Source organism: Streptomyces sp. DI166, from assembly GCF_900091315.1.
GTDB lineage: Bacteria > Actinomycetota > Actinomycetes > Streptomycetales > Streptomycetaceae > Streptomyces > Streptomyces fuscus.
This window is the reverse complement of sequence record NZ_FLSP01000052.1, coordinates 26468-47986: the sequence shown is the minus strand read 5'-3', so window position 1 is coordinate 47986 and position 21519 is coordinate 26468. Positions and strand designations below refer to the sequence as shown.

Annotated in this window: 16 protein-coding genes; 4 read left to right on the top strand and 12 right to left on the bottom strand. The window is 70.9% G+C overall.

Annotated features, from left to right (window positions below; all coding sequences use genetic code 11):
• Positions 1–178 precede the first annotated feature (178 nt).
• The 3 genes from GA0115233_RS24045 (at position 179) to GA0115233_RS24035 (ending at position 7496) form a co-directional block, all read left to right on the top strand.
• Positions 179–1555 carry an alpha-amylase gene (locus GA0115233_RS24045; RefSeq protein WP_176711921.1) on the top strand — a complete coding sequence of 459 codons (1377 nt, stop codon included), beginning with the start codon at positions 179–181 and terminating at the stop codon, positions 1553–1555.
• 129 nt (positions 1556–1684) lie between these two features.
• Positions 1685–7075: a pullulanase-type alpha-1,6-glucosidase gene (gene pulA / locus GA0115233_RS24040; RefSeq protein WP_093722352.1), complete on the top strand. Its 5391-nt coding sequence runs from the start codon at positions 1685–1687 to the stop codon at positions 7073–7075.
• Positions 7076–7136: 61 nt separating this feature from the next.
• Positions 7137–7496, top strand: coding sequence for a 5-carboxymethyl-2-hydroxymuconate Delta-isomerase (locus GA0115233_RS24035; protein WP_093722351.1), 360 nt, complete (start codon positions 7137–7139; stop codon positions 7494–7496).
• 3 nt (positions 7497–7499) lie between these two features.
• Here GA0115233_RS24035 and GA0115233_RS24030 read toward each other — a convergent pair whose 3' ends face one another.
• From GA0115233_RS24030 to GA0115233_RS24005, 6 genes are all read right to left on the bottom strand, one after another.
• Complete coding sequence (locus tag GA0115233_RS24030; RefSeq protein ID WP_093722350.1) at positions 7500–7937, bottom strand: hypothetical protein; 438 nt, start codon at positions 7935–7937, stop codon at positions 7500–7502.
• Complete coding sequence (locus GA0115233_RS24025; RefSeq protein WP_093722349.1) at positions 7934–8626, bottom strand: TetR/AcrR family transcriptional regulator; 693 nt, start codon at positions 8624–8626, stop codon at positions 7934–7936. The genes GA0115233_RS24030 and GA0115233_RS24025 overlap by 4 nt, the downstream gene beginning before the upstream one ends.
• 57 nt (positions 8627–8683) lie before the next feature.
• Positions 8684–9730, bottom strand: a complete 1047-nt coding sequence (locus tag GA0115233_RS24020; RefSeq protein ID WP_093722366.1) for a PDR/VanB family oxidoreductase — start codon at positions 9728–9730, stop codon at positions 8684–8686.
• Positions 9730–10644 carry a metal-dependent hydrolase gene (locus tag GA0115233_RS24015; protein ID WP_093722348.1) on the bottom strand — a complete coding sequence of 305 codons (915 nt, stop codon included), beginning with the start codon at positions 10642–10644 and terminating at the stop codon, positions 9730–9732. Before GA0115233_RS24015 ends, GA0115233_RS24020 begins: the two co-directional genes overlap by 1 nt.
• 70 nt (positions 10645–10714) lie before the next feature.
• A complete protein-coding gene (locus GA0115233_RS24010) occupies positions 10715–12637 on the bottom strand; it encodes a hypothetical protein (RefSeq protein WP_093722347.1) in 1923 nt (640 codons plus the stop codon).
• A gap of 49 nt (positions 12638–12686) precedes the next feature.
• Complete coding sequence (locus GA0115233_RS24005) at positions 12687–13187, bottom strand: tetratricopeptide repeat protein (protein WP_176711920.1); 501 nt, start codon at positions 13185–13187, stop codon at positions 12687–12689.
• Positions 13188–13286: 99 nt separating this feature from the next.
• On the opposite strand from GA0115233_RS24005, the gene GA0115233_RS24000 reads away from it, so the two are divergent.
• A complete protein-coding gene (locus tag GA0115233_RS24000) occupies positions 13287–13727 on the top strand; it encodes a hypothetical protein (RefSeq protein WP_176711919.1) in 441 nt (146 codons plus the stop codon).
• Positions 13728–13820: 93 nt separating this feature from the next.
• Here the strand turns inward: GA0115233_RS24000 and GA0115233_RS23995 are convergent, their stop codons facing one another.
• The 6 genes from GA0115233_RS23995 to glnII all read right to left on the bottom strand — a co-directional run bounded on the left by GA0115233_RS23995 (position 13821) and on the right by glnII (position 21403).
• Positions 13821–15392 carry a DUF1996 domain-containing protein gene (locus GA0115233_RS23995; protein WP_093722346.1) on the bottom strand — a complete coding sequence of 524 codons (1572 nt, stop codon included), beginning with the start codon at positions 15390–15392 and terminating at the stop codon, positions 13821–13823.
• A gap of 147 nt (positions 15393–15539) precedes the next feature.
• On the bottom strand, positions 15540–16196 hold the full coding sequence (locus tag GA0115233_RS23990) for a LuxR C-terminal-related transcriptional regulator (protein WP_093722345.1): 657 nt from the start codon (positions 16194–16196) through the stop codon (positions 15540–15542).
• Positions 16181–17434, bottom strand: coding sequence for a sensor histidine kinase (locus GA0115233_RS23985; protein WP_093722344.1), 1254 nt, complete (start codon positions 17432–17434; stop codon positions 16181–16183). The genes GA0115233_RS23990 and GA0115233_RS23985 overlap by 16 nt, the downstream gene beginning before the upstream one ends.
• 52 nt (positions 17435–17486) lie before the next feature.
• Positions 17487–18506 (bottom strand): NAD-dependent epimerase/dehydratase family protein, encoded by a 1020-nt coding sequence (locus GA0115233_RS23980; RefSeq protein ID WP_093722363.1) that lies wholly within the window; start codon positions 18504–18506, stop codon positions 17487–17489.
• Positions 18507–18565: 59 nt separating this feature from the next.
• The gene (locus tag GA0115233_RS23975; RefSeq protein WP_093722343.1) at positions 18566–20308 is read right to left on the bottom strand and encodes a HEAT repeat domain-containing protein; all 1743 of its coding nucleotides are present in this window, start codon (positions 20306–20308) and stop codon (positions 18566–18568) included.
• A 66-nt stretch (positions 20309–20374) separates the two neighbouring features.
• Positions 20375–21403 carry a glutamine synthetase gene (gene glnII, locus GA0115233_RS23970; protein ID WP_093722342.1) on the bottom strand — a complete coding sequence of 343 codons (1029 nt, stop codon included), beginning with the start codon at positions 21401–21403 and terminating at the stop codon, positions 20375–20377.
• Between the last annotated feature and the right edge of the window lie 116 nt (positions 21404–21519).

Below are 21519 nucleotides of genomic sequence, written 5' to 3'. Positions count from 1 at the left end.
CGGCGGGCCCTTCGTATACCAGGGCGCAGAACAGGGTGGCGGAGTTGAGAAGGGCACGTCAATAGAGAGTTGAAACAACTTGCTATGAGTTTCAACTCTCTTGCTGTAAACCTTTCGTTAGCGGTACGTTCCGCGGACGCCGGGCAGGGACGCCCGGCGATCCCCACAAGGAGCCACCGTGATAACCAGATGGTCCGTCACAGCGACCGCGCTAGCCGCCACGGCGGCCGGCGTCCTTTCCCCCACTGCCGCGTACGCCTCCCCGCCCGGCACCAAGGACGTCACCGCGGTCATGTTCGAGTGGAACTTCGCCTCCGTCGCCAAGGAGTGCACCAACACCCTCGGTCCCGCCGGTTACGGCTACGTCCAGGTCTCCCCGCCCGCCGAGCACGTCCAGGGCTCGCAGTGGTGGACCTCGTACCAGCCGGTCAGCTACAAGATCGCCGGACGGCTGGGAGACCGCACCGCCTTCCGGAACATGGTCAACACGTGTCACTCGGCGGGCGTGAAGGTCGTCGTCGACACCGTCATCAACCACATGTCCTCGGGCAACGGCACCGGCACCGGCGGCAGTTCGTACACGAAGTACAACTACCCGGGACTGTACTCCTCCTACGACTTCGACAACTGCACGTCGGAGATCACCAACTACGGCGACCGATGGCACGTGCAGAACTGCGAACTCGTCGGCCTCGCCGACCTCGACACCGGGGAGTCCTACGTCCGCGGCGCCATCGCCGGGTACATGAACGACCTGCTCTCCCTCGGCGTCGACGGCTTCCGCATCGACGCGGCCAAGCACATCCCGGCCGCCGACCTCGCCAACATCAAGTCTCGCCTGACCAACCCCAACGTCTACTGGAAGCAGGAGGCCATCTACGGCAGCGGGGAGGCTGTCCAGCCCACTGAGTACACCGGCAACGGCGACGTCCAGGAGTTCCGCTACGCCTACGACCTCAAGCGGGTCTTCAACAACGAGAAGCTCGCCTACCTGAGCAACTACGGCGAGGGCTGGGGCTACATGAGCAGCGGCGTCGCCGGTGTCTTCGTCGACAACCACGACACCGAGCGCAACGGCTCCACGCTCAACTACAAGGACGGCGCCAACTACACGCTGGCCCATGTCTTCATGCTCGCCCACCCCTACGGCGCCCCGGACATCAACTCCGCCTACGAGTGGTCCTCGATCGACGCGGGCCCGCCCAACGGCGGCCAGGTCAATGCCTGCTGGCAGGACGGGTGGAAGTGCCAGCACAAGTGGCCCGAGATCATCCGCATGGTGGGCTTCCGCAACGCCACCCGCGGCCAGGCCGTCAGCAACTGGTGGGACAACGGCAATGACGCCATCGCCTTCGGGCGCGGCAACAAGGGCTACGTCGTCATCAACCACGAGTCGGGCAGCCTGAACCGCACTTTCCAGACATCGCTGCCCTCCGGGACGTACTGCAACGTGCAGAACAACACGACCGTCACGGTGAACGCGAACGGTCAGTTCTCGGCCACTCTCGGTGCCAACACCGCGCTCGCCATCTACGCGGGCAAGTCCAGCTGCTGAGCCGTGAACGGCACTTGGAGCTGAAAGCTCTTACCAATCATTTCAGGACTCTTGCTGTAACGCTTACGGCGGCGATACGGTCGCGCGGGGTCGGACCCAACAGAGCCGTATCGCAAGGAGTTCACGTCAGTGATACCTAGATGGTCGGCGCCGCCCAGGCGTCGCACAGCTCAGGCCGGACGGGTCGCCGCGGTCACCGTGACCGCGCTGGCCGCGGCGCTCGTCCAGCCACTGGCGGCCAGGGCCCAGACCCCGCCCGCCCCACCGTCGGACGCGAAGCTCGCCGCCGAGCCCGCCCGGCACGACGTCACCCGTGAGCAGTTCTACTTCGTCCTGCCGGACCGTTTCGCCAATGGCGACACCCGCAACGACAAGGGCGGTCTGACCGGGTCCCGGCTCAGCACCGGGTTCGACCCCACCGACAAGGGCTTCTACCAGGGCGGCGACCTCAAGGGCCTGACCAAGAAGCTCGACTACATCAAGGGCCTCGGCACCACCTCCATCTGGATGGCGCCGATCTTCAAGAACCGTCCCGTCCAGGGCACCGGCGCGAACGCCTCGGCCGGCTACCACGGGTACTGGATCACCGACTTCACCCAGGTCGACCCGCACTTCGGGACGAACCAGGACCTGAAGGACCTCATCGCCAAGGCGCACGCCAAGGGCATGAAGGTCTACTTCGACGTCATCACCAACCACACCGCCGATGTCGTCGACTACGAGGAGAAGTCCTACGACTACCTCTCCCAGGGAGCCTTCCCGTACCTGACCAAGGACGGGCAGCCCTTCGACGACGCCGACTACGCCGACGGAAAGCGCCGCTTCCCGTCCGTCGACAACGACTCCTTCGCCCGCACCCCCAAGGCGGCGAAGAACGCCAAGGTCCCGTCGTGGCTCAACGACCCGACGATGTACCACAACCGGGGCGACTCCACCTTCGCCGGGGAGAGCTCCGAGCACGGCGACTTCTCCGGCCTCGACGACCTGTGGACCGAGCGTCCCGAGGTGGTCAGCGGCATGGAGAAGATCTACCAGCGGTGGGTCAGGGACTTCCGGATCGACGGTTTCCGCATCGACACCGTCAAGCACGTCAACATGGAGTTCTGGACCCAGTGGGCCACCGCCCTCGACGCCTACGCGGCGAAGCAGGGCCGGGACGACTTCTTCATGTTCGGTGAGGTGTACTCCGCCGACACGAACATCACCTCCCCGTACGTCACCCAGGGCCGCCTCGACGCCACGCTCGACTTCCCGTTCCAGGAAGCGGCCCGCCAGTACGCCTCCCAGGGCGGCAGCGCGCAGAAGCTGGCCTCGGTCTTCGGCGACGACTACAAGTACTCCACCGACAAGGCCAACGCGTACGAGCAGGTCACCTTCCTCGGCAACCACGACATGGGCCGCATCGGGTTCTTCCTGAAGCAGGACGCCAAGGACGCGACCGACGCCGAACTGCTGAAGAAGGCGAAGCTCGCCAACGAGCTGATGTTCCTCAGCCGCGGCAACCCGGTGGTCTACTACGGCGACGAGCAGGGCTTCACCGGCTCCGGCGGCGACAAGGACGCCCGCCAGACGCTGTTCGCCTCGAAGACCGCCGACTACCTCGACGACGACCAGATCGGCACCGACCGCACCCACGCCGTCGACGCCTACGACACCAAGGCCCCGCTGTACCGCCAGATCAGCGCCCTCGCCGAACTGCGCAAGGCCCACCCGGCGCTGGCCGACGGCGTGCAGACCGAGCGCTACGCGGCCGACGGCGCCGGCGTCTACGCCTTCTCCCGCTTCGCCACCAACCGCACCGAGTACGTCGTCGCCTTCAACAACGCCGACGACGCGAAGTCGGCGACCTTCGCGACCGGTTCGGCCCGGACGGGCTTCAAGGGCATCTACGGCACCGACGCCTCGGTGACCTCCGACGCCGACAAGAAGATCACCGTCACGGTCCCGGCCCGCTCCGCGATCGTGCTGAAGGCGGACGCCCGCCTCGGCAACCCCGCCGCCAAGCCGAAGGTCACCGTCAAGGCCCCGGCCGCCGGTGCCACCGGCACCGTGGAGATCGGCGCCGACGTGGACGGCGGCCAGCTCAACCGGGTCGTGTTCGCCGCCCAGGTCGGCAACGGCAAGTGGCGCACCCTCGGTTCCGTCGACCACGCCCCGTACAAGGTCACGCAGGTCATCGGCGAGGACGTGCCCTCCGGCACCGCCCTGCGCTACAAGGCCGTGGTGATCGACTCCCTCGGCCGCACCGCGAGCGCCACCGCCGCCTCCACCACGGGCACCCCGCCCGCCGAGGAGAAGCCCACCGCCTCCTCCCGGGACTACGCGGTCGTCCACTACAAGCGCGCGGACGGCGACTACGACGACTGGGGCCTGTACACCTGGGGCGACATCGCCGACGGCGAGGCCACCGAGTGGCCCAAGAGCCACCCCTTCATCGGCCGGGACGCCTACGGCGCCTTCGCCTACGTCAAGCTCAAGCCGGGCGCGTCCAGCGTCGGCTACCTGGTCATCGACAAGGACGGCAACAAGGACGTCTCCGCCGACCGCACGATCGACGTCACCAAGAGCGGTGAGATCTGGATCGAGCAGGGCAAGGAGGACGCCCTGACCGAGCGGCCGGAGTACCCGGCCCAGGACAAGACCAAGGCCGTCCTGCACTACCACCGCGCCGACGGCGACTACGACGGCTGGGGCCTGCACACCTGGACGGGCGCCGCGAACCCCACCGAGTGGTCGAACCCGCTCAAGCCGGTGCGCACCGACGCCTTCGGCGCCGTCTTCGAGGTGCCGCTCGCCGAGGACGCGAGCAGCCTCAGCTACATCCTCCACAAGGGCGACGAGAAGGACCTGCCCTCCGACCAGTCGCTGGACCTCAAGGCCAACGGCCACGAGGTGTGGCTGCTCAGCGGCCAGGAGAAGTACCTGCTGCCGCAGCCCGCGGGCAGCGCCGCCGCCCTCGACCTGACCACCGCCAAGGCGGTCTGGATCGACCGGAACACCGTCGCCTGGAACGGCTCGGAGGCCGCCGCCTCCACACAGCTCGTGTACTCCCGCACCGGCTCCATCGCCGCCGAGGACGGCGCCCTCACCGGTGCCGACCAGCGCTGGCTCCGGCTGAACAAGGCCACGCTGACCGACGCCCAGAAGGCGAAGTTCCCGCACCTGAAGTCGTACACCGCCTACTCCGTCGACCCCCGCGACCGCGACCGGGTCCGTGAGGCGCTGCGCGGCCAGGTCGTCGCCTCCCAGCGCGCCGCCAACGGCGCCGTGCTGACCGCCACCGGGGTGCAGATCGCCGGTGTCCTGGACGACCTGTACAACGCCACCAAGGCCGACCTCGGGCCGGTGTTCTCCAAGGGGAAGCCCACCCTGTCGGTGTGGGCGCCCACCGCGCAGCAGGTCAAGCTGGAGATCGGCGGCTCCACCGTCGCCATGCGGCGCAACGACACCACCGGTGTCTGGTCCGTGACCGGCCCGGCGTCCTGGAAGAACAAGCCGTACCGGTACGTCGTGAAGGTGTGGGCGCCCAGCGTCCGCAAGGTTGTCACCAACAAGGTCACCGACCCCTACTCCGTCGCCCTGACCACCGACTCGGCGCGCAGCCTGCTCGTGGACCTCGGCGACAAGTCGCTCAAGCCGGCCGGCTGGACGACGTACACCAAGCCGAAGGCCGTCCCGCTGAAGGACGCGCAGATCCAGGAACTGCACGTGCGTGACTTCTCGGTCGAGGACCGCACCGCGGACCACCGGGGCACCTACCTGGCCTTCACCGACAAGCTCAGCGACGGCTCCAAGCACCTGCGCAGGCTGGCCGAGGCGGGCACCTCCTACGTCCACCTGCTGCCCGCCTTCGACATCGCCACCATCCCCGAGAAGAAGTCCGACCAGCAGTCGCCCGACTGCGACCTGGCCTCCTACCCGGCCGACTCCGAGGAGCAGCAGGCGTGCGTGGCGAAGTCCGCCGCGAAGGACGCCTACAACTGGGGCTACGACCCGTACCACTACACGGTCCCCGAGGGCTCCTACGCGACGAACCCGGACGGCACCACCCGTAACGTCGAGTTCCGCAAGATGGTCAAGGCGCTCAACGAGGACGGCCTCAGGGTCGTGATGGACGTCGTCTACAACCACACGGCGGCCAGCGGCCAGGCGTCGACCAGCGTCCTGGACCGGATCGTGCCCGGCTACTACCAGCGGCTCCTGGCCGACGGCTCGGTCGCCAACAGCACCTGCTGCGCCAACACGGCCACCGAGAACGCCATGATGGGCAAGCTCGTCGTGGACTCCATCGTCACCTGGGCCAAGGAGTACAAGGTCGACGGCTTCCGCTTCGACCTGATGGGCCACCACCCGAAGGAGAACATCCTCGCCGTCCGCAAGGCCCTCGACGAGCTGACCCTGAAGAAGGACGGCGTCGACGGCAAGAAGATCATCCTGTACGGCGAGGGCTGGAACTTCGGCGAGGTCGCCGACGACGCCCGCTTCGAGCAGGCCACCCAGAAGAACATGGCCGGAACGGGCATCGCGACCTTCTCCGACCGGGCCCGTGACGCGGTGCGCGGCGGCGGCCCCTTCGACGAGGACCCGGGCATCCAGGGCTTCGCGTCGGGCCTGTACACCGAGCCCAACTCCTCGAAGAACAACGGCACCGAGGCCGAGCAGAAGGCGCGGCTGCTGCACTACCAGGACCTGATCAAGGTGGGTCTGTCCGGCAACCTGGCGGACTACCGGTTCACCGACACCAGCGGCAAGGAGGTCAAGGGCGCCGAGGTCGACTACAACGGCCAGCCCGCCGGTTACGCGGACGCCCCCGGAGACGCGCTCGCCTACGCCGACGCGCACGACAACGAGTCCCTGTTCGACGCCCTCGCCTTCAAGCTGCCCGCGACGGTGAGCGCCGACGACCGGGCCCGGATGCAGGTCCTCGCCATGGCGACCGCCACCCTCTCGCAGGGCCCGGCGCTCTCCCAGGCCGGCACCGACCTGCTGCGCTCGAAGTCGCTGGACCGCAACTCCTACGACAGCGGCGACTGGTTCAACGCCATCCACTGGAACTGCCAGGACGGCAACGGCATGGGACGCGGGCTGCCGCCCGCCGCGGACAACCAGTCCAAGTGGTCCTACGCCAAGCCGCTGCTCGGCGCGGTGAAGGTGGGCTGCGAGCAGATCGACGGCGCCTCGGCAGCGTACCGGGACCTGCTGAAGATCCGCTCGACGGAGAAGGCCTTCTCCCTCTCCACCACCGGGCAGGTGCAGTCCGAGCTGTCCTTCCCGCTGTCCGGCGCGGACGAGACGCCCGGCGTGATCACCATGAAGCTCGGCGACCTGGTCGTCGTCTTCAACGCCACGCCCGAGGAGCAGGAGCAGCGCGTGGCCGCGCTCGCCGGGACGGGCTACGGCCTGCACCCGGTGCAGGCGGCGGGCGGGGACGCGGTCGTGAAGACCTCGTCCTACGCCAAGGGCACCGGCACCTTCACGGTTCCGGCGCGGACGGTGGCGGTGTTCACCACCACCGGCTGATGCCCTGAACCACTGCGGCTAGTGTGAGCCCTCCTGACCTCGAACAGGAGGGCTCACGCTCATGCCGCAGATCACCGTCGACTACTCCGAGGACCTGGCGGAGTCCTTCGACCGCCCCGCCTTCGCCCGTGACCTGCACACGGCGGTCGTCGAGATCGCGGCGGCGAAACAGCCCGCCTGCAAGACCCGCTTCCGCCGCACCGAGACCACCGTGGTGGGCCAGGAGCCCGAGGGCCACGCCCTGATCCACGTCCACATCGCCCTGCTGGCGGGCCGCACGGACGAGACGAAGTCCCGGCTCACGGAGGCGGTCCTGGACCTGCTCCGCAAGCACATCACGCCGCCCGACGGCCGCCGTCTCCACGCCTCCGCCGAAATCCGCGACCTGGACCCGTCGTACGCCAAGTACGAGACCGAGTAGACCTCAGCCCAGGTCCGGCCGGCCCAGCCAGGACGGCACGACGGGCACTCCGTCCTCGTCCAGCTCGGGCGGCCGCTCCGCCGCCGGGCGGGCTTCGGCGGGCGGCTCCTCCTCGGTGACGGGCTCCGGTTCGGCCGGTGCCTCGACGACGACGGGCGCGGCGGAGTCCTCCAGCAGCTCCGCGACCGTGAACCGGGTGAGGAACGAGCTCCACGCGCCGTCGACGACGAGCAGGAACCCGTCACGGTCCCTGAGCAGGCGACGCCGCTTGGGACTCAGCGGGTGGGCGGGCTGATGGGCCCGAGCCCGCCGCTCCAGCTCCGCGAGCGCCTCCTCCCGCGTTCCCTCGACGTGCGCCACCACCGAGGCTTCGGTGCGCTTGCGGTCGGCGCTGCCCACGGTGGTCTCGACGACCAGGCCCCACGTCGTCGTACCGGTCATGAGGACGCCAGGCTCAGCAGCCGCGCCGCCAGGTCGGTGAAGGGGCCGTCGCCCGGTTCCTGTTTGAGGAGGTTGCTCAGGAGGGTGGCCAGTTCGGTGTCGTGGGCCGCTGCCACCGCGGCCAGGGCGGCGAAGTCCTGGACGAGCTGGACCTCCAGCTCGGCGCGCGGGATGCGGCGGCCGTCCAGCCAGATCAGGGCCGTCGACTCGGCGAGCGAGATCCAGGAGCGGACGACCAGCTCCAGTCGCGCGGGCGGGTTCTCGACCCGCAGATGCGACATGATCTGGTCGTACGCGGCCTGGCGTACCGAGTCGATGAGGGCGTTCGTGGTGGAGGAGCCGACCGCCGGGCCGCCGCGCATCAGGGCCGAGAAACCGGGGCCGTGGTCGTCGACGAAGTCGAAGTAGCGCCCCATCACCCGCAGCAGCCGCTCGCCCAGCGGGCCCTCGTGCGGCTCCACGAACCGGGACGCCAGATCGTCCGAGGCACGCTTCAACGCGGCCTCGTACAGGCTGAGTTTGCCCGGGAAGTAGTGGTAGACCAGCGGGCGGGAGATCCCCGCGGCGGACGCTATCTCATCGATGGAGACATCGTCCGGCGAGCGTCGGCTGAAGAGGTCGAGAGCGACACCGATCAGCTGCTGCCGTCGCTCCTCGACCCCCATTCTGCGGCGTACCCCGGTAGTCATACGAACACCTTACCGATCGGATTCGGCCGCCGAACGAGCCGCATCGTGCACGGGCGTTCACATGTCCAGCACCAGCCGCGCGCCCCGGGCCCGGGACACACAGATCAGCATCGAGTCGTCACGCTCCGCGTCCGTCAGCAGCTCGTCCCGGTGCTCCACCTCGCCCTCCAGCACCCGCTGTTGGCAGGTCCCGCAGAACCCCTGCTCGCAGGAGTACAGCGTGTCCGGCAGCTCGGCGCGTACGGCGGCCAGCACCGTGGAGTCGGCGGGCACCGTCAACACCCTCCCGCTGCGCCGCAGTTCGAGCTCGAAGGCGCCGTTGCCCCGGGTCGAGGTGCTGGGCGCGAACCGCTCAAGGCGGACATCCGGCACCCGTTCCGCCACCGCCGCCATCAGCCCTTCGGGACCGCAGCAGTACACGGCAGCGTCCTTCGGCGCCGCCGCGAACAGCGCGTCCAGATCCGGCCGCCCGTCCTCGTCCTCGGCGACGACCCGTACCCGGCCCCGCCCGGCGTCCAGTTTCGCCAGCTCCTCCAGGAACGGCATCGACGCCCGGCTCCGCCCGCCGTACAGCAGCCGCCAGTCGGTGCCCTCGGGCAGCGCCCGCAGCATCGGCAGGACCGGTGTGATCCCGATGCCCCCGGCGACGAAGACGTACGCGGGCGCCTCGACGAGCGGGAAGCGGTTCCGCGGCCCGCGCACCTCCAGCTCCAGCCCCTCGCACACCTGCTCGTGCACCTCGCGCGAACCGCCCCGCCCGTCCTCCACCAGCCGTACGGCGACCGTGTACGAGGAGGTGTCCTCCGGGTCCCCGCACAGCGAGTACTGCCGTACCAGCCCCGACGGCAGCACCAGGTCCAGATGGGCCCCGGGCTCCCAGCGCGGCAGGTCGTGCCCCTCCAGACGCAGCAGGACGACCCCGTCGGCGACCTTCTCGTGCGCGGTCACCGGCAGCCGCAGCGCCCGCGACCGGGGCCGCCCCGAGGTCGGTTCCGTCAGCGCCGGCATCGGCCACAGCGGGGAGTCCTGGATCCGGCGGCGCAGGGCCCGCCGGGCGAGCAGCGCGGCGCCCGCGACCACCGCCAACGTCCGCAGCCCCGGCATCACTTGGCCCCCTTCTCCGCGGCGAGCGCGGCGAGGGCGGCGGGGGAGGAGGCCAGATAGGCCACCGCCTGCTCGGTGGAGCCCTCCTGGGACGGGTGGTACTCCCGGCTCAGATAGCGGGGTATGGAGCGCAGCATGGCCCCCGTCGAGGGCAGTACGCCGCGCCTGCCGCGTACGTAGAAGTCGCGGAAGCTTCCCTTGCCCTCCAGCAGGGTCGGGTCGTTCGCCAGGAAGAACCGGATTCCGCGCTGCCAGAGGAACACCAGCGTCGTGAACGCCAGCGCCCAGGTCCGCGCCCGCCGCCGGTAGGAGCCGTCGACATGCATGAACAGGTCGAAGGCCACCGACCGGTGCTCGACCTCCTCGGCGCCGTGCCAGCGCAGCAGGTCCAGCATGGTGGGATCGGCGCCGCGCCGGTCCAGCTCCCGCGCGTTGAGGATCCAGTCGCCGAGAAACGCGGTGTAGTGCTCGATGGCCGCGATCAGCGCCACCCGCTCCATCAGCCACCAGCGCCTGGCCCGCCCCGGCGGCAGCGTCCGGTCGCCGAGCAGCTTCTCGAAGAACCAGTCCACCTGCGCGGTGTACGGCGTCGGATCGAGCCCCTGCTCCCTCAGGTGCGGCAGCACCTCGTCATGGGCCTGCGAGTGCACCGCCTCCTGCCCGATGAACCCGAGGACGTCCTCGCGCAGCCGGTCGTCCCGGATGTACGGCAGGATCTGCCGGTACACATGCACGAACCACCGCTCACCGGCGGGCAGCAGCAGATGCAGCACATTCATGGTGTGCGTGGCGAAGGGGTCGCCCGGCACCCAGTGCAGCGGGGTCTCCTCCCACGAGAAGGACACCTTGCGCGCCTTGAGCGCGACCCGCTCACCGGTTACGGGCAGGGGCACCCGGGCCTGCTTGTTAGACATGCTGTCAATGTACTGATGGGTAAGTCCCAGCAGAAGCCCTGTGCCGTACGTAGTTTCCCGGCCGGGACGGCTACTTCAGCCCGCTGATCTCCCGTCCGTCCGTCAGCGTCCCCGTCAGCCCGGCCCGCGCGCCCTGCTCCGCCCGCGCCGTCAGCAGCGGACCCGGCCCCGAGGCGGTCACCCCGCCCGACGCCTCGATCGACGCCGTGTCCCGGCTGCCCGCCGCCAGCAGGTACCAGGACTCGTCCTGCGCCTTCCACAGCACCCCGGCCAGCACATGCGGATCACGCGGACCGCACGCAGGGACGTCCTGGCCCTGCGCCGCCACCGCCCCTTGGGGACCGCCCGGCGTGCGGAACTGGGCCAGCACCTGGGTGCCGCCGCCCCGCCAGGTCTCGGCACGGGTGCACACCCAGTCCGCCGACCCGCTCGCGTCCGGCAGCGGCTGCCGTGCGAACTGCCAGGCGTTCACCGCCCGCACCCCCTGCGCCCGCGCCGCCGACAGCGAGCAGGCGTACGGCGCCCAGGTACGCAGCCCGGCCGCCCCGGCGGCGTCCTTGGCCGAACCGGGCCGGCCCGCGGTCAGCCGGGCCGGGACCAGCTCGGCGAGGTCGGACAGCAGGCTCGTACCCGCCTCGCCGGTCACCTGGAGCACGTTCCACGAGGTGCAGCCCGACTGCTGGGCCGCCGGGCTGGCCAGCGGCGAGGTGGCCCCGTCGGTCAGGGTCAGCGCCATCGCCCCGGAACCGGGCTTGAGCAGATCCCGCTCGGCCGCCTTCTTCACCCACGGCGCCATCAGATAGCGGACGTTGCCGTCGGCCCGCCCCAGCACCACGGCGCTCGCCTCGGCGCCGGTCGCGCCGTCGACCCGCGCGAAGTCGACGGCGGCACCGGCCGTGCCGTCCTTGGGCTCGGCGTAGCGGGCGATGCGCAGTCCGTCGTAGAGGATCACCACGCGGGCGTTGTCGACGGTGCCCGCGTAGAGGAGCTGGGGCGGTCCGGCGGGGCCGCCGGACGGGGTGCCGGGGGTGGCCGAGACGCGGACCTTCTCTCCGGGGCGCGCCCACACGGCGAGGGCGCGGCGCAACAGGGCCTGGTCGCCGGTGAGTTCACCGCGCGCGGGCCAGACGGAGAAGTCCAGCCGGGCGGCGCTCTCCCAGGCGGCCGGCGCGGCCTTCGCCAGCCGGCTCGGGTCCAGGGCGGCCTGCGCCGCCGGGTTCTGCGCGTACGGGGGAGCCGCCGCGCCGTCCGGCGCCCAGCCCTCGCCGGGCAGCCCGAGCAGCGCCCCGCACACCACCAGCGCGGCCCCGGCGACCAGCGCCGCCTTCAGGTGCTGCCTGCGCCGCATCAGGTCCGTCGGCCGGGCCTGGAGCGAACAGGCGTCGAACTCGGGGGAGGCCAGCAGGGCGTACCGCGCGGGGACGGCGTCGGCCTCTTCCAGCGCCTCGTCCACGTCGTCGACACCGGCCGCCGCCAGCAGCTCGTACACCGCGTCGTCGGTCAGCTTCTCCAGGCCGCGCAGCACGTACGCCGCCCGCGCCGGGGCGGAGAGGCCCGAGAGCCGCTGGTCGAGGGCGAGTTCGTCGGCGCCGCCGGACCGGGGGAACAGCCGCAGACCCCACACCTGGGGCAACAGCGGCGGCAGTTGGGCCCGCTTCGGCAGCGCCCGCAGGCTCAGCGGCACCCCCGCCCGAAGCGCCGCGCGCACCACCCGAAGCCGCACGAAGGCGTACCCGGGGTCACCCTCGCGCCCCTTCGCCTGCGCCGGGATCAGCGGCGTGGACGTCCGCCCCCGCGGCAGCGCGCGCTGCGCGAGGGCGTGCGCGGTCAGCACCCGCCGCTTGCGTCCCAGCTCCGGCGGCAGCACCAGATAGGCGAGCCGGACCAGCCGGGGGTAGTGCTCGACGAGCGCCGCCTCGGCCTGTTCGACGTCGACGACGGGATCGGTGGCGGAACCGGCTGAGGGGCGCGGGGCGACATCCTGTGACTGCACGTCCAGCCAAACGAGCGAACCGTTGGGAGGTCACCGCCACCCGGGTGACTCACCCCTCCGGTTCCACCAGCGCCCGCGCGTAGTTCGCCATCGACCGCTGGTAGCGCGGCAGATGGGGTGCCAGCGCGCCCAGGACCAGGGACAGCCCCTCGCGGTCCCGGCCGAGGCTGGACAGACACAGGGCGAGTGTGGCCCGTACCGCGTCGTCCAGCTCGTCGGAGGGCTCGTCCAGCTCGGGTGTCAGGAGCTTGACGCCCTCCTCCGCCTGACCGATGTTCCGCAGCGAGCTGGACAGCTGGATCTTGGCGCGGCGCCCCTTGTATCCGCTCAGGCCGAGGGCGAGGGCCTCGCGGTAGAGCGGGACGGCCTTGTCGGAGTGGCCCGTGGAGTCCCAGGCGCAGGCCTGCTCGAAGGGGCCGAGCGGGCTGTCCTGCGGCAGTTCGGCCACCAAGGCGTCGATCACGGCTCTGAAGTCGGCGGCCCGCTCCTCCGGGTAGTCGTCGAAGGTCGCCCAGGCGGCGCTCACGCGGTCTTCCCAGTCCTTGTTCACCGCGTCACTCTCGCACGCCTGAGCGACCGCCGGAGGGTATTTTGAGCGCTCCGCGTGCGGGAGCCGTATGCACCGGGAGGCCCCTGTATGGAGGAACTGATGAAGGTGACCCGACCGATGCTCGCGGCGGTGGCGGTGCTGGTGCTCGCGGGGTGTGGTTCCGGCGGCGGCGACGAGAGCGACGTGCCGAAGACGGCGTCCGGGAGTCTGGAGCAGCTCGCCGCCGAGGTGAAGTGCGCGCCGGACATCCAGATCGACGCCGACGACGTCCGCCAGGCCATCTGCAAGGGCGGCGGCCACAAGTTCATTCTCGCCACCTTCGCCACCGACCGCGGCCAGCGCGAGTGGATCAACAGCGCCAAGGACTACGGCGGCCACTACCTGGTCGGCCGCAAGTGGGTCGCCGTCGGCGACGAGACCGACACTCTGGCCTCGCTGCGCGAGAAGCTCGGCGGGGACCTTGAGGAGGGCACCGACCACTCGGCGCACGAGGGCGGCGGCGGCAAGGGCGCCGACAGCGGGCACGGCTCCGGGCACTGAATCCGGCGCCGCACACACGCGAAGGCCGGCGGTGAGGAATTCTCACCGCCGGCCTTCTCCGTGGGTCACCGAGAGCGGGTCACCGCGAGTGGATCACTGGCAGCGCTGGCCGCTGTTGATGCACTTGACCATCTTGTTCATCAGCCGCGTGGAGAAGAAGTTGATGAAGTCGTTGTGGTCGGTGATCGGCTTGTGCAGCTGCTCCGGGAAGCTGTCCACCGCGTACGGGTTCACCACTTGACCGTTCTCGATCCTCGGCGCGGGAACGTCGTACACCAGTCGCACCTGGAGCTGCGGGATCGCCTTGAAGCCGTTGGCGCACCTGCCGTCGGCCTGGACGAACGCCGTGTGCGTACGGTGGTTGGCGCTGTCGATGTTCTGGCCGTCCCAGCAGCTCTGGAAGTTGGTCGTACGGACCACCTGGCTGCCCTGCGGGCAGATCGGGTACTTGTCCTTGAGCTGGACCTTGTTCTCGAAGCCGGTGCAGCTCCAGTTGACGTTGGCGTTGCCGTTGCCGTTGACGAACGACTTCGCGTCACCGGTGATGATCCGCAGCGCCCGCGGCATCGCGACGACCTTGCTCCGCTTGTTGCCCACGAACTTCAGCTGGGCCTGGACGGGCTCAAGGATCTTGCCGACGTTGCCCTCGGTACCGCCACCCGCGTTGTTCTGGTCGAACTCCTGGGTGCCGTCCTGGAGACGCAGCACCGGCCAGAAGTACGAGGACCGGTCGCCCTGGTTCTGGCAGGTGGTCTGCGCGTTGGCCAGGTCCTGGTCGCTCGCGAAGGCGTTGTTGCCCTGGTTGCCGACGTAGTCGTGCAGGTGGTGGGCGCCGTTGCTGACACCCGGGGCCGCGATGATGTTGTCGGTGTTGTGGTTGTCGTTGCTGTTGGTGCCGCACTTCGTGATGAAGACGCCACGCGAGCCGGACCGGCCGTTCGCCGGCAGACCGTTGGTGCCGACACCGAGCTGGGCGTTGCCCTGCACCTGGGTGATGTCGACGAAGTCGTCCGCGGTCGGGCCGTTGTTGACCTGACCGCCCTGGCCCTGGTCGCCGCCCTGGTCCTGACCGCCCTGGTCCTGGCCGCCCTGGTCCTGGCCGCCTTGGTCCTGACCACCCTGGTCGCCGCCCTGGTCCTGTCCACCCTGGTTCTGGCCGTCGCCGTTCTGGTCCTGGCCGGCCTGGCCGTCGGTGGTCTGGGCGGGCGTACCGGTGCAGCCGGAGAGGTTGTCCAGGTCCTCGGAGGCATTGCCGCCGGCCCGGTTGATCTCCAGCTGGATGCGGTCGATGATCGCCTTCCGCCGGTCCTTCAGCGGTTGCAGGATGGTGTTCTGGACGAAGCTGCCGTCCCGGGCCTGTGCGTCACGCGTGGTCGCGAGCCGCTGGTACGCCTCGGTGATCTGCTGGTCCAGCGTGGCCAGTTCGCCGTCGACCTCGCCCCGGGCCTGGTTCGGCACATCGGTGAGCTGCTGGCCGACGTCGGGGCAGTCGATCGTGGCGATCTGCGCCGCGGCCGACCTCGTCCGGTTCTGGTCACCCGACTCGTGCGCGGATGCGTAGAAGTTCGCCCAGATCAGCCCGCCCCCACCGAGCGCTAGGGCCGCCGATGCGGCAATGGCCTTGGTGGCCAGCGGCGTACGGCGTTTTCGTGTGTTGCGTCCCATGGAACTCCTCTGACTTCCTTGCGGGGCTTGCGGGGCATTCGAGGCGCCCGACAGGAGTGAAGCGGCTCCGTTCCATACGGACGGAGCCCCAGAGGTGTTCACCAGTCTCAGGAATTTCTCGGCAACTGGCGTGCCGCGCTTGTCATTTCAGCGGTCTTGGTCCAGATAGGCGAGAACCGCCAGGACGCGGCGATTGTCGTCGTCCGAGACCTCCAGGCCCAGTTTGGCGAAAATGTTGGAGGTGTGCTTGGCGATGGCCCGTTCTGTGACGACGAGCTGGGCGGCGATCGCCGCGTTGGACCTGCCCTGCGCCATCAGCTCCAGCACCTCCAGCTCCCGCGGGGTGAGCCGCTGGAGCGGGCGCTGCTCGTCCGCGGCCCGCCGGGACAGCAGCTGCTGGATCACCTGCGGGTCCATCGCGGTCCCTCCGGACGCCACGCGCCGTACGGCGTCCACGAACTGCTCCGCGTCGAACACCCGGTCCTTGAGCAGATACCCCACCCCGCCGTTGCCGTCGGCCAGCAACTCCCGTGCGTACAGCTGCTCCACGTGCTGCGAGAGCACCAGCACCGGAAGTCCGGGGCGCGCGCGGCGGGCCCGCAGCGCGCACTGCAGGCCCTCGTCGGTGAGCGTGGGAGGCAGCCGTACGTCCACCACGGCCACGTCCGGCTCCAGCTCGGCCAGCGCCCGGTCGAGTTCCGGGCCGCTCTCCACGGCCGCGGCGATCTCGAAGTCGTACGCCTGGAGCAGCCGGACGAGTCCGTCGCGCAGCAGGAAGAGGTCTTCGGCTAGGACAACGCGCAAGGGATCTCCATCGTGACCATGGTGGGACCGCCCGCGGGGCTGCTGACGGCCAGGACGCCGTCGAATGTACCCAGCCGGCGTTCCACCCCGGCCAGCCCGGACCCGGGGCTGACCACCGCGCCGCCCTTGCCGTTGTCGGTGACGGAGATCCGCAGCATGCCGTCCTCGTGGTGCAGGTCGACCCAGATCCGGTCGGCGCCGGAGTGCTTCACGGCGTTGGTGAGGACCTCGCTGACGGCGAAGTACGCGGCCGACTCCACCGGCGCGTCCCCGCGCCCCGGCAGCTCCACGGACACCTCGGTGGCCACCGGCAGACGCAGCGCCAACGCCCGTACGGCGTCGCCGAGTCCGCGCTCGGCGAGGACCGGGGGGTGGATGCCGCGCACCAGGTCGCGCAGTTCGGCCAGCGCGTCCACGGAGGACTTCCGGGTCTGCGCGATGAGCCGCTTGGCCTGCTCGGGGTCCTTCTCGATGAGCATCTCGATGGTGTTCAGATCCATGCCCATGGCCACCAGCCGGGCCTGCGCGCCGTCGTGCAGGTCCCGCTCGATGCGCCGCAGTTCGGCGGCGGAGGTGTCCACGGCGTCCCGTCGCGTCTGGGTCAGGATCCGTACCCGCTCGGCGAGTTCGGCCTGGCTGGGGGAGAGGAGCGCCTTGGTGAGCCGGAAGTGGAGCTGGAGGGCGTCCACGGCGTACCGGTGGGCGACGAGGAGAACGACACCGCCGAGCGCCGCCGCCCCGAACGCGGAGGCCTGGTCGCTGACCGGCACGAAGCCGTACCAGTAGTCGTCCGGGAACACCCGCCACAGCCCGAGCGCCAGCGCGAACCCCTCGATCGGCCACAGCACCAGCACCGCCGGGAGCAGCGCGGTGAGGTATCCGGCGCTCATGTCCACCATCAGCCAGCGCAGGTCCCGCCAGGTCGCCGGATCACCGAGCATCGCGACCGTACGCGCCCAGGGGTTGGCGTCCTCGGGTATCGGCCGGTACGCCGACGATATGGACACCCCGCCCCACCGCTCGGCGAGCCGCCGCCGCCAGTCAGCGAACGCCCGCACCCCTCCGAGTACCCAGGGTGTCGTCACGAGCCCGACGCCGATCGGGATCAGCGCGATGGACACCAGCGCGAGCGTGTAGCAGAGCACGGCACCCGGCAACAGCACCGCCGACAGTCCCAGCCCCCGCACCGCGGCACGCACCATGCCCCTGGCCCTGCTCTTGCTCTCCGTATCGCTCATGCCGTAAGTCTGACCGAGCCCCCAGCGGCAGGTCACGGGGCCGGGCCCCCGGTCAGGGGGTGGTGCCAGGTACACCGTCGCGCGCCGCCAGCACCCGCGCCTCCACCTCCGGATCAACTCCCTTCCCCGCGCGGTCCGGCCGCAGGGGGGCGACCCCGCCCAGACTCCGCAGCCAGGCCCAGGCATCGGCGACCGTCTCCTCGACGGGGCGGCAGCGCAGGCCCGTTGCCAGGGCGCGGGAGACGTCCGCACTGTGCAGGGCGTCGTGCAGATCGCTGCCCGGGGGCACCCAGACGGGGAGCTGGGTCCACGGTTCGATGCCGTGCGTGAGGATCAGGTCGGGGTCGGTCCAGCGCAGGTCCGCCCCGCCGCCGGTGACGGCGGCGCAGGCTTCCAGCAGGGTGCCCATGGTGGCGTGGCCCGAGGGACTGATCAGGTTGTACGGGCCGCCGAAGTCCCCCTCCGCGGCGTGCAGGAGCCAGTTCGCCAGGTCGCGGACGTCGATGTACTGCAAGGGCAGGTCCCGGGGGCCCGGGGCGAGGACCGGGCCGCCGCGGGCCGTGCGGTTCAGCCACCAGGGCAGACGCCCGACGTTCTCGTACCGTCCGATGATCAGCCCCGCCCGCGCCAGTACCGAGCGTTCGGGCCCGAAGGCGTCCAGGACGGCGAGTTCGCCGCCCCGCTTGTCCTCGGCGTACCCGCCCTCCCCGGCGTCGGGGGAGGCGGCGACCACCGGCGCGTCCTCGGTGTACCCGGCGGGCGGCGCCCAGGCGTACACCGAGCAGCTCGACACGTAGACGTACCGCCCCACCCGGTCCCGCAGCAGCCGTGCCGTGCCCCGGACCGCGCCGGGCGCCCCCGACCAGGTGTCGACCACGGCGTCCCACTCGCCGTCCCCCTCCAGCGCCGCGAGCCCGCCCTCGGCCGTGCGGTCGCCGTGCAGCGCCTTGACCCCGTCCGGCGCCTCGTGCCGCCCCCGGTGGAAGACGGTCACCTCCCACCCCCGGCCGAGGGCACCCTCCACCACGGCCCGCCCCACGAACTCCGTACCGCCCAGCACCAGAAGTCTCATGCGGCCGACTCTGCCCGAGGGGGAGACGGCACGGAACATGGCTCTGCCGACAGCAGAGGTCAGGCCGTCGCAAGGAGCGCGCGCACCGCCTCGCGCAGGACGTAGTCCGGGTGCTGCTCCGGGCCGCCGCCCAGGTCCTCGACCACGCGGCGCGGCGACTGCGCCGTCGCGCGCAGCGGGGCCACGGCGAACCGGGGGAGCGGGCCGATGCCGGTGAGGGCTCTGACGGCGGCCAGGCGGTCGGTGTGGTGGATGCCGGCGTCGGCCGCGCAGTGGGCCAGAGGCTCCAAGGTGTCCTCGACGCGGCCCGTGATGGATACGACCGCATGGGCGGCCCGGGCACGGGTGACGGGGTGCTCGTCGGGGGAGAGGAGCGGCTCGAAGTGCGGCAGCAACGGGGCCGCCGCGGGGCCGAGTCCGGCGGCGAAGGCGGGCCAGCGCGTCGGCCCGTCCTCCTCCAGCAGGCGCAGGGCGAGCGCGGGGTCACCGGTGACCCGGTGGTGCGCCATCGCCGCGTACACCGCGACCGAGGAGTGGGCGCCGCCGGTCGCCTCCTCGCGCAGGGCACGTGCCGCCCCCTCCCCGGCGGCCGGACCGAGCGCGCCGAGCAGTTCGACCGCCGCCCAGGCGTGGCTGCCCTCGTAGCGCGGCACCAGCGCGGCGATCTCGTCCACCACCCCGAGCGCCACCTCCGGGTACCGCTCCAGCACCCGGATCAGATCCGCGTGCGTCCGCCCGATCCGCCCGGCCACCGCGCGGGCCACCGGCAGGGCGTCGGCCCCGAAGACCTCGGTCACCGCCCGCACGGCGAGCACCACCGAGTACGGGCCCGGCGGGGCACCCGGATCGTCCGTCACGAGCCGCACGGCCTCCCCGACCGCCTCCGGGGCACGGACCCGGGCCAGTACGGTGACCGCCGCCGCCCGCTCGCTCTCCGGCAACGGCCGTACGCGCTCCCGCACCGGTGCCCACGACTCCTCCGGCAGGTTCTGGCACAGCCGCGCCAGCCGGTGCAGCTCCCCGTCCTCCAGATCGCGCAGGGCGTACGGCAGCACGTCGGCCTCGCGGTCGCGCCAGCGCGCGGTGATCTCGTGCGCCAGCGGCACACCCTGGGCGGCGGCGCGCAGCGCGGCCTCGGGATCGTCCAGCAGACGGTCGGAGAAACGCCGGTGGGGCGCCGGGGCCCAGTGGCCCTCGTCCAGGTCGTACGGGTCGGCCGTGTACGCCGCCGCGCAGATGTCCACCAGGTCGTGCGGGAAGGGCGGTTCGGCGGTGCGCAGGAGGTCCTCGGCCGCGGCGAGCCGTACCGGGGGCTCGGGGTCGGCGAGCAGCGCGCGCCGCCAGTCGCCGGGCTCCAGCAGGGCCAGCGCGGTCACCGCGTGGCCGCGCACCCCGGGTTCGGGCTCCTCGGCGACACGCGAGCGCAGCAGCGGCAGCGCGTCCAGATGCCGGCAGGACAGGACCAGCGCCGTCACGCTGTCCCGTACGGCCGGGTCGGGGTCCTGGGCGAAGGACAGCAGGGACGGCAACTCGGCGCCCACCGGGGGTAGTTGCGTGTCCTCGGGCCAGTCGTCGCGTTCCGCGAGGTCGGCGAGCAGGCGCAGCAGGTCCGCGCGGGCGGCGGGCAACTCCCGGGCGAGGCGCGCCAGTTCCGGCACCGCTCGCGCCGTGGCCACCGCGAAGTCGTCGTCCCGCCAGGCCGCGGAGGCCAGCCGGTCCAGCGCCTCCTCGCGCACGTCCGCGTCAGCGGACTCCACCGCCTCCAGCAGCGTGGCCACGTCCGGTGTGCCGTCGAGATCCATGCGGCGCACGATACGCGGAAGGGGCGCCCACCGGATCGGCGGGCGCCCCTCGCTGAAGGCTGCGGATCAGACCTGGCCGGCCTTCTCCAGGGCGGAGCAGCAGGTGTCCACCAGGAGGCGGGTCACGACGTACGGGTCGACGTTGGCGTTGGGGCGGCGGTCCTCGATGTAGCCCTTGCCGTCCTTCTCGACCTGCCACGGGATACGCACGGAGGCACCGCGGTTGGAGACGCCGTAGCTGTACTTGTCCCACGGGGCGGTCTCGTGCAGACCGGTCAGACGGTCGTCGATGCCGGCGCCGTAGTTCTTGACGTGGTCCAGCGGCTTGGAGCCCTCACCGAGCGACTCGCAGGCGGTGATGATCGCGTCGTAGCCCTCGCGCATCGCCTTGGTGGAGAAGTTGGTGTGCGCACCGGCGCCGTTCCAGTCGCCCTTGACCGGCTTGGGGTCGAGGGTGGCGGCGACACCGAAGTCCTCGGCGGTGCGGTAGAGCAGCCAGCGGGCCACCCACAGCTGGTCGGAGACCTCCAGCGGGGCCAGCGGGCCGACCTGGAACTCCCACTGGCCGGGCATGACCTCGGCGTTGATGCCGGAGATGCCCAGGCCCGCCTTCAGGCAGTTGTCCAGGTGCGCCTCGACCACGTCACGGCCGAAGATCTCGTCCGCGCCGACACCGCAGTAGTAGCCGCCCTGCGGGGCCGGGAAGCCGCCCTTGGGGAAGCCGAGCGGGTAGCCGTCCTTGAAGAAGGTGTACTCCTGCTCGATGCCGAAGATCGGCTCCTGCGAGGCGAACTTCTCCGCGACCTCGGCCAGCGCGGCACGCGTGTTGGTCGGGTGCGGGGTCATGTCGATGTTCAGGACCTCGCACAGGACGAGGATGTCGTCGCCACCGCGGATCGGGTCCGGACAGGAGAAGACCGGCTTGAGCACGCAGTCCGAGGCGTGGCCCTCGGCCTGGTTCGTGGAGGACCCGTCGAAGCCCCAGATCGGCAGCTCGGCGCCCTTCGCGTCGTCGCCAAGGATCTTGGTCTTCGAACGCAGCTTGGCCGTCGGCTCGGTGCCGTCGATCCAGATGTACTCAGCCTTGAAGCTCACGGGCCACATCCTTCGGGGTGGGTCACTAGGCGCACTTGCGGGTGCTGCGGCGCTGCGGCACTGGGGCGCCGCTCCTGATGCCCCGGAGCCTGTCAACAGGCGATTTCCCGGTCATT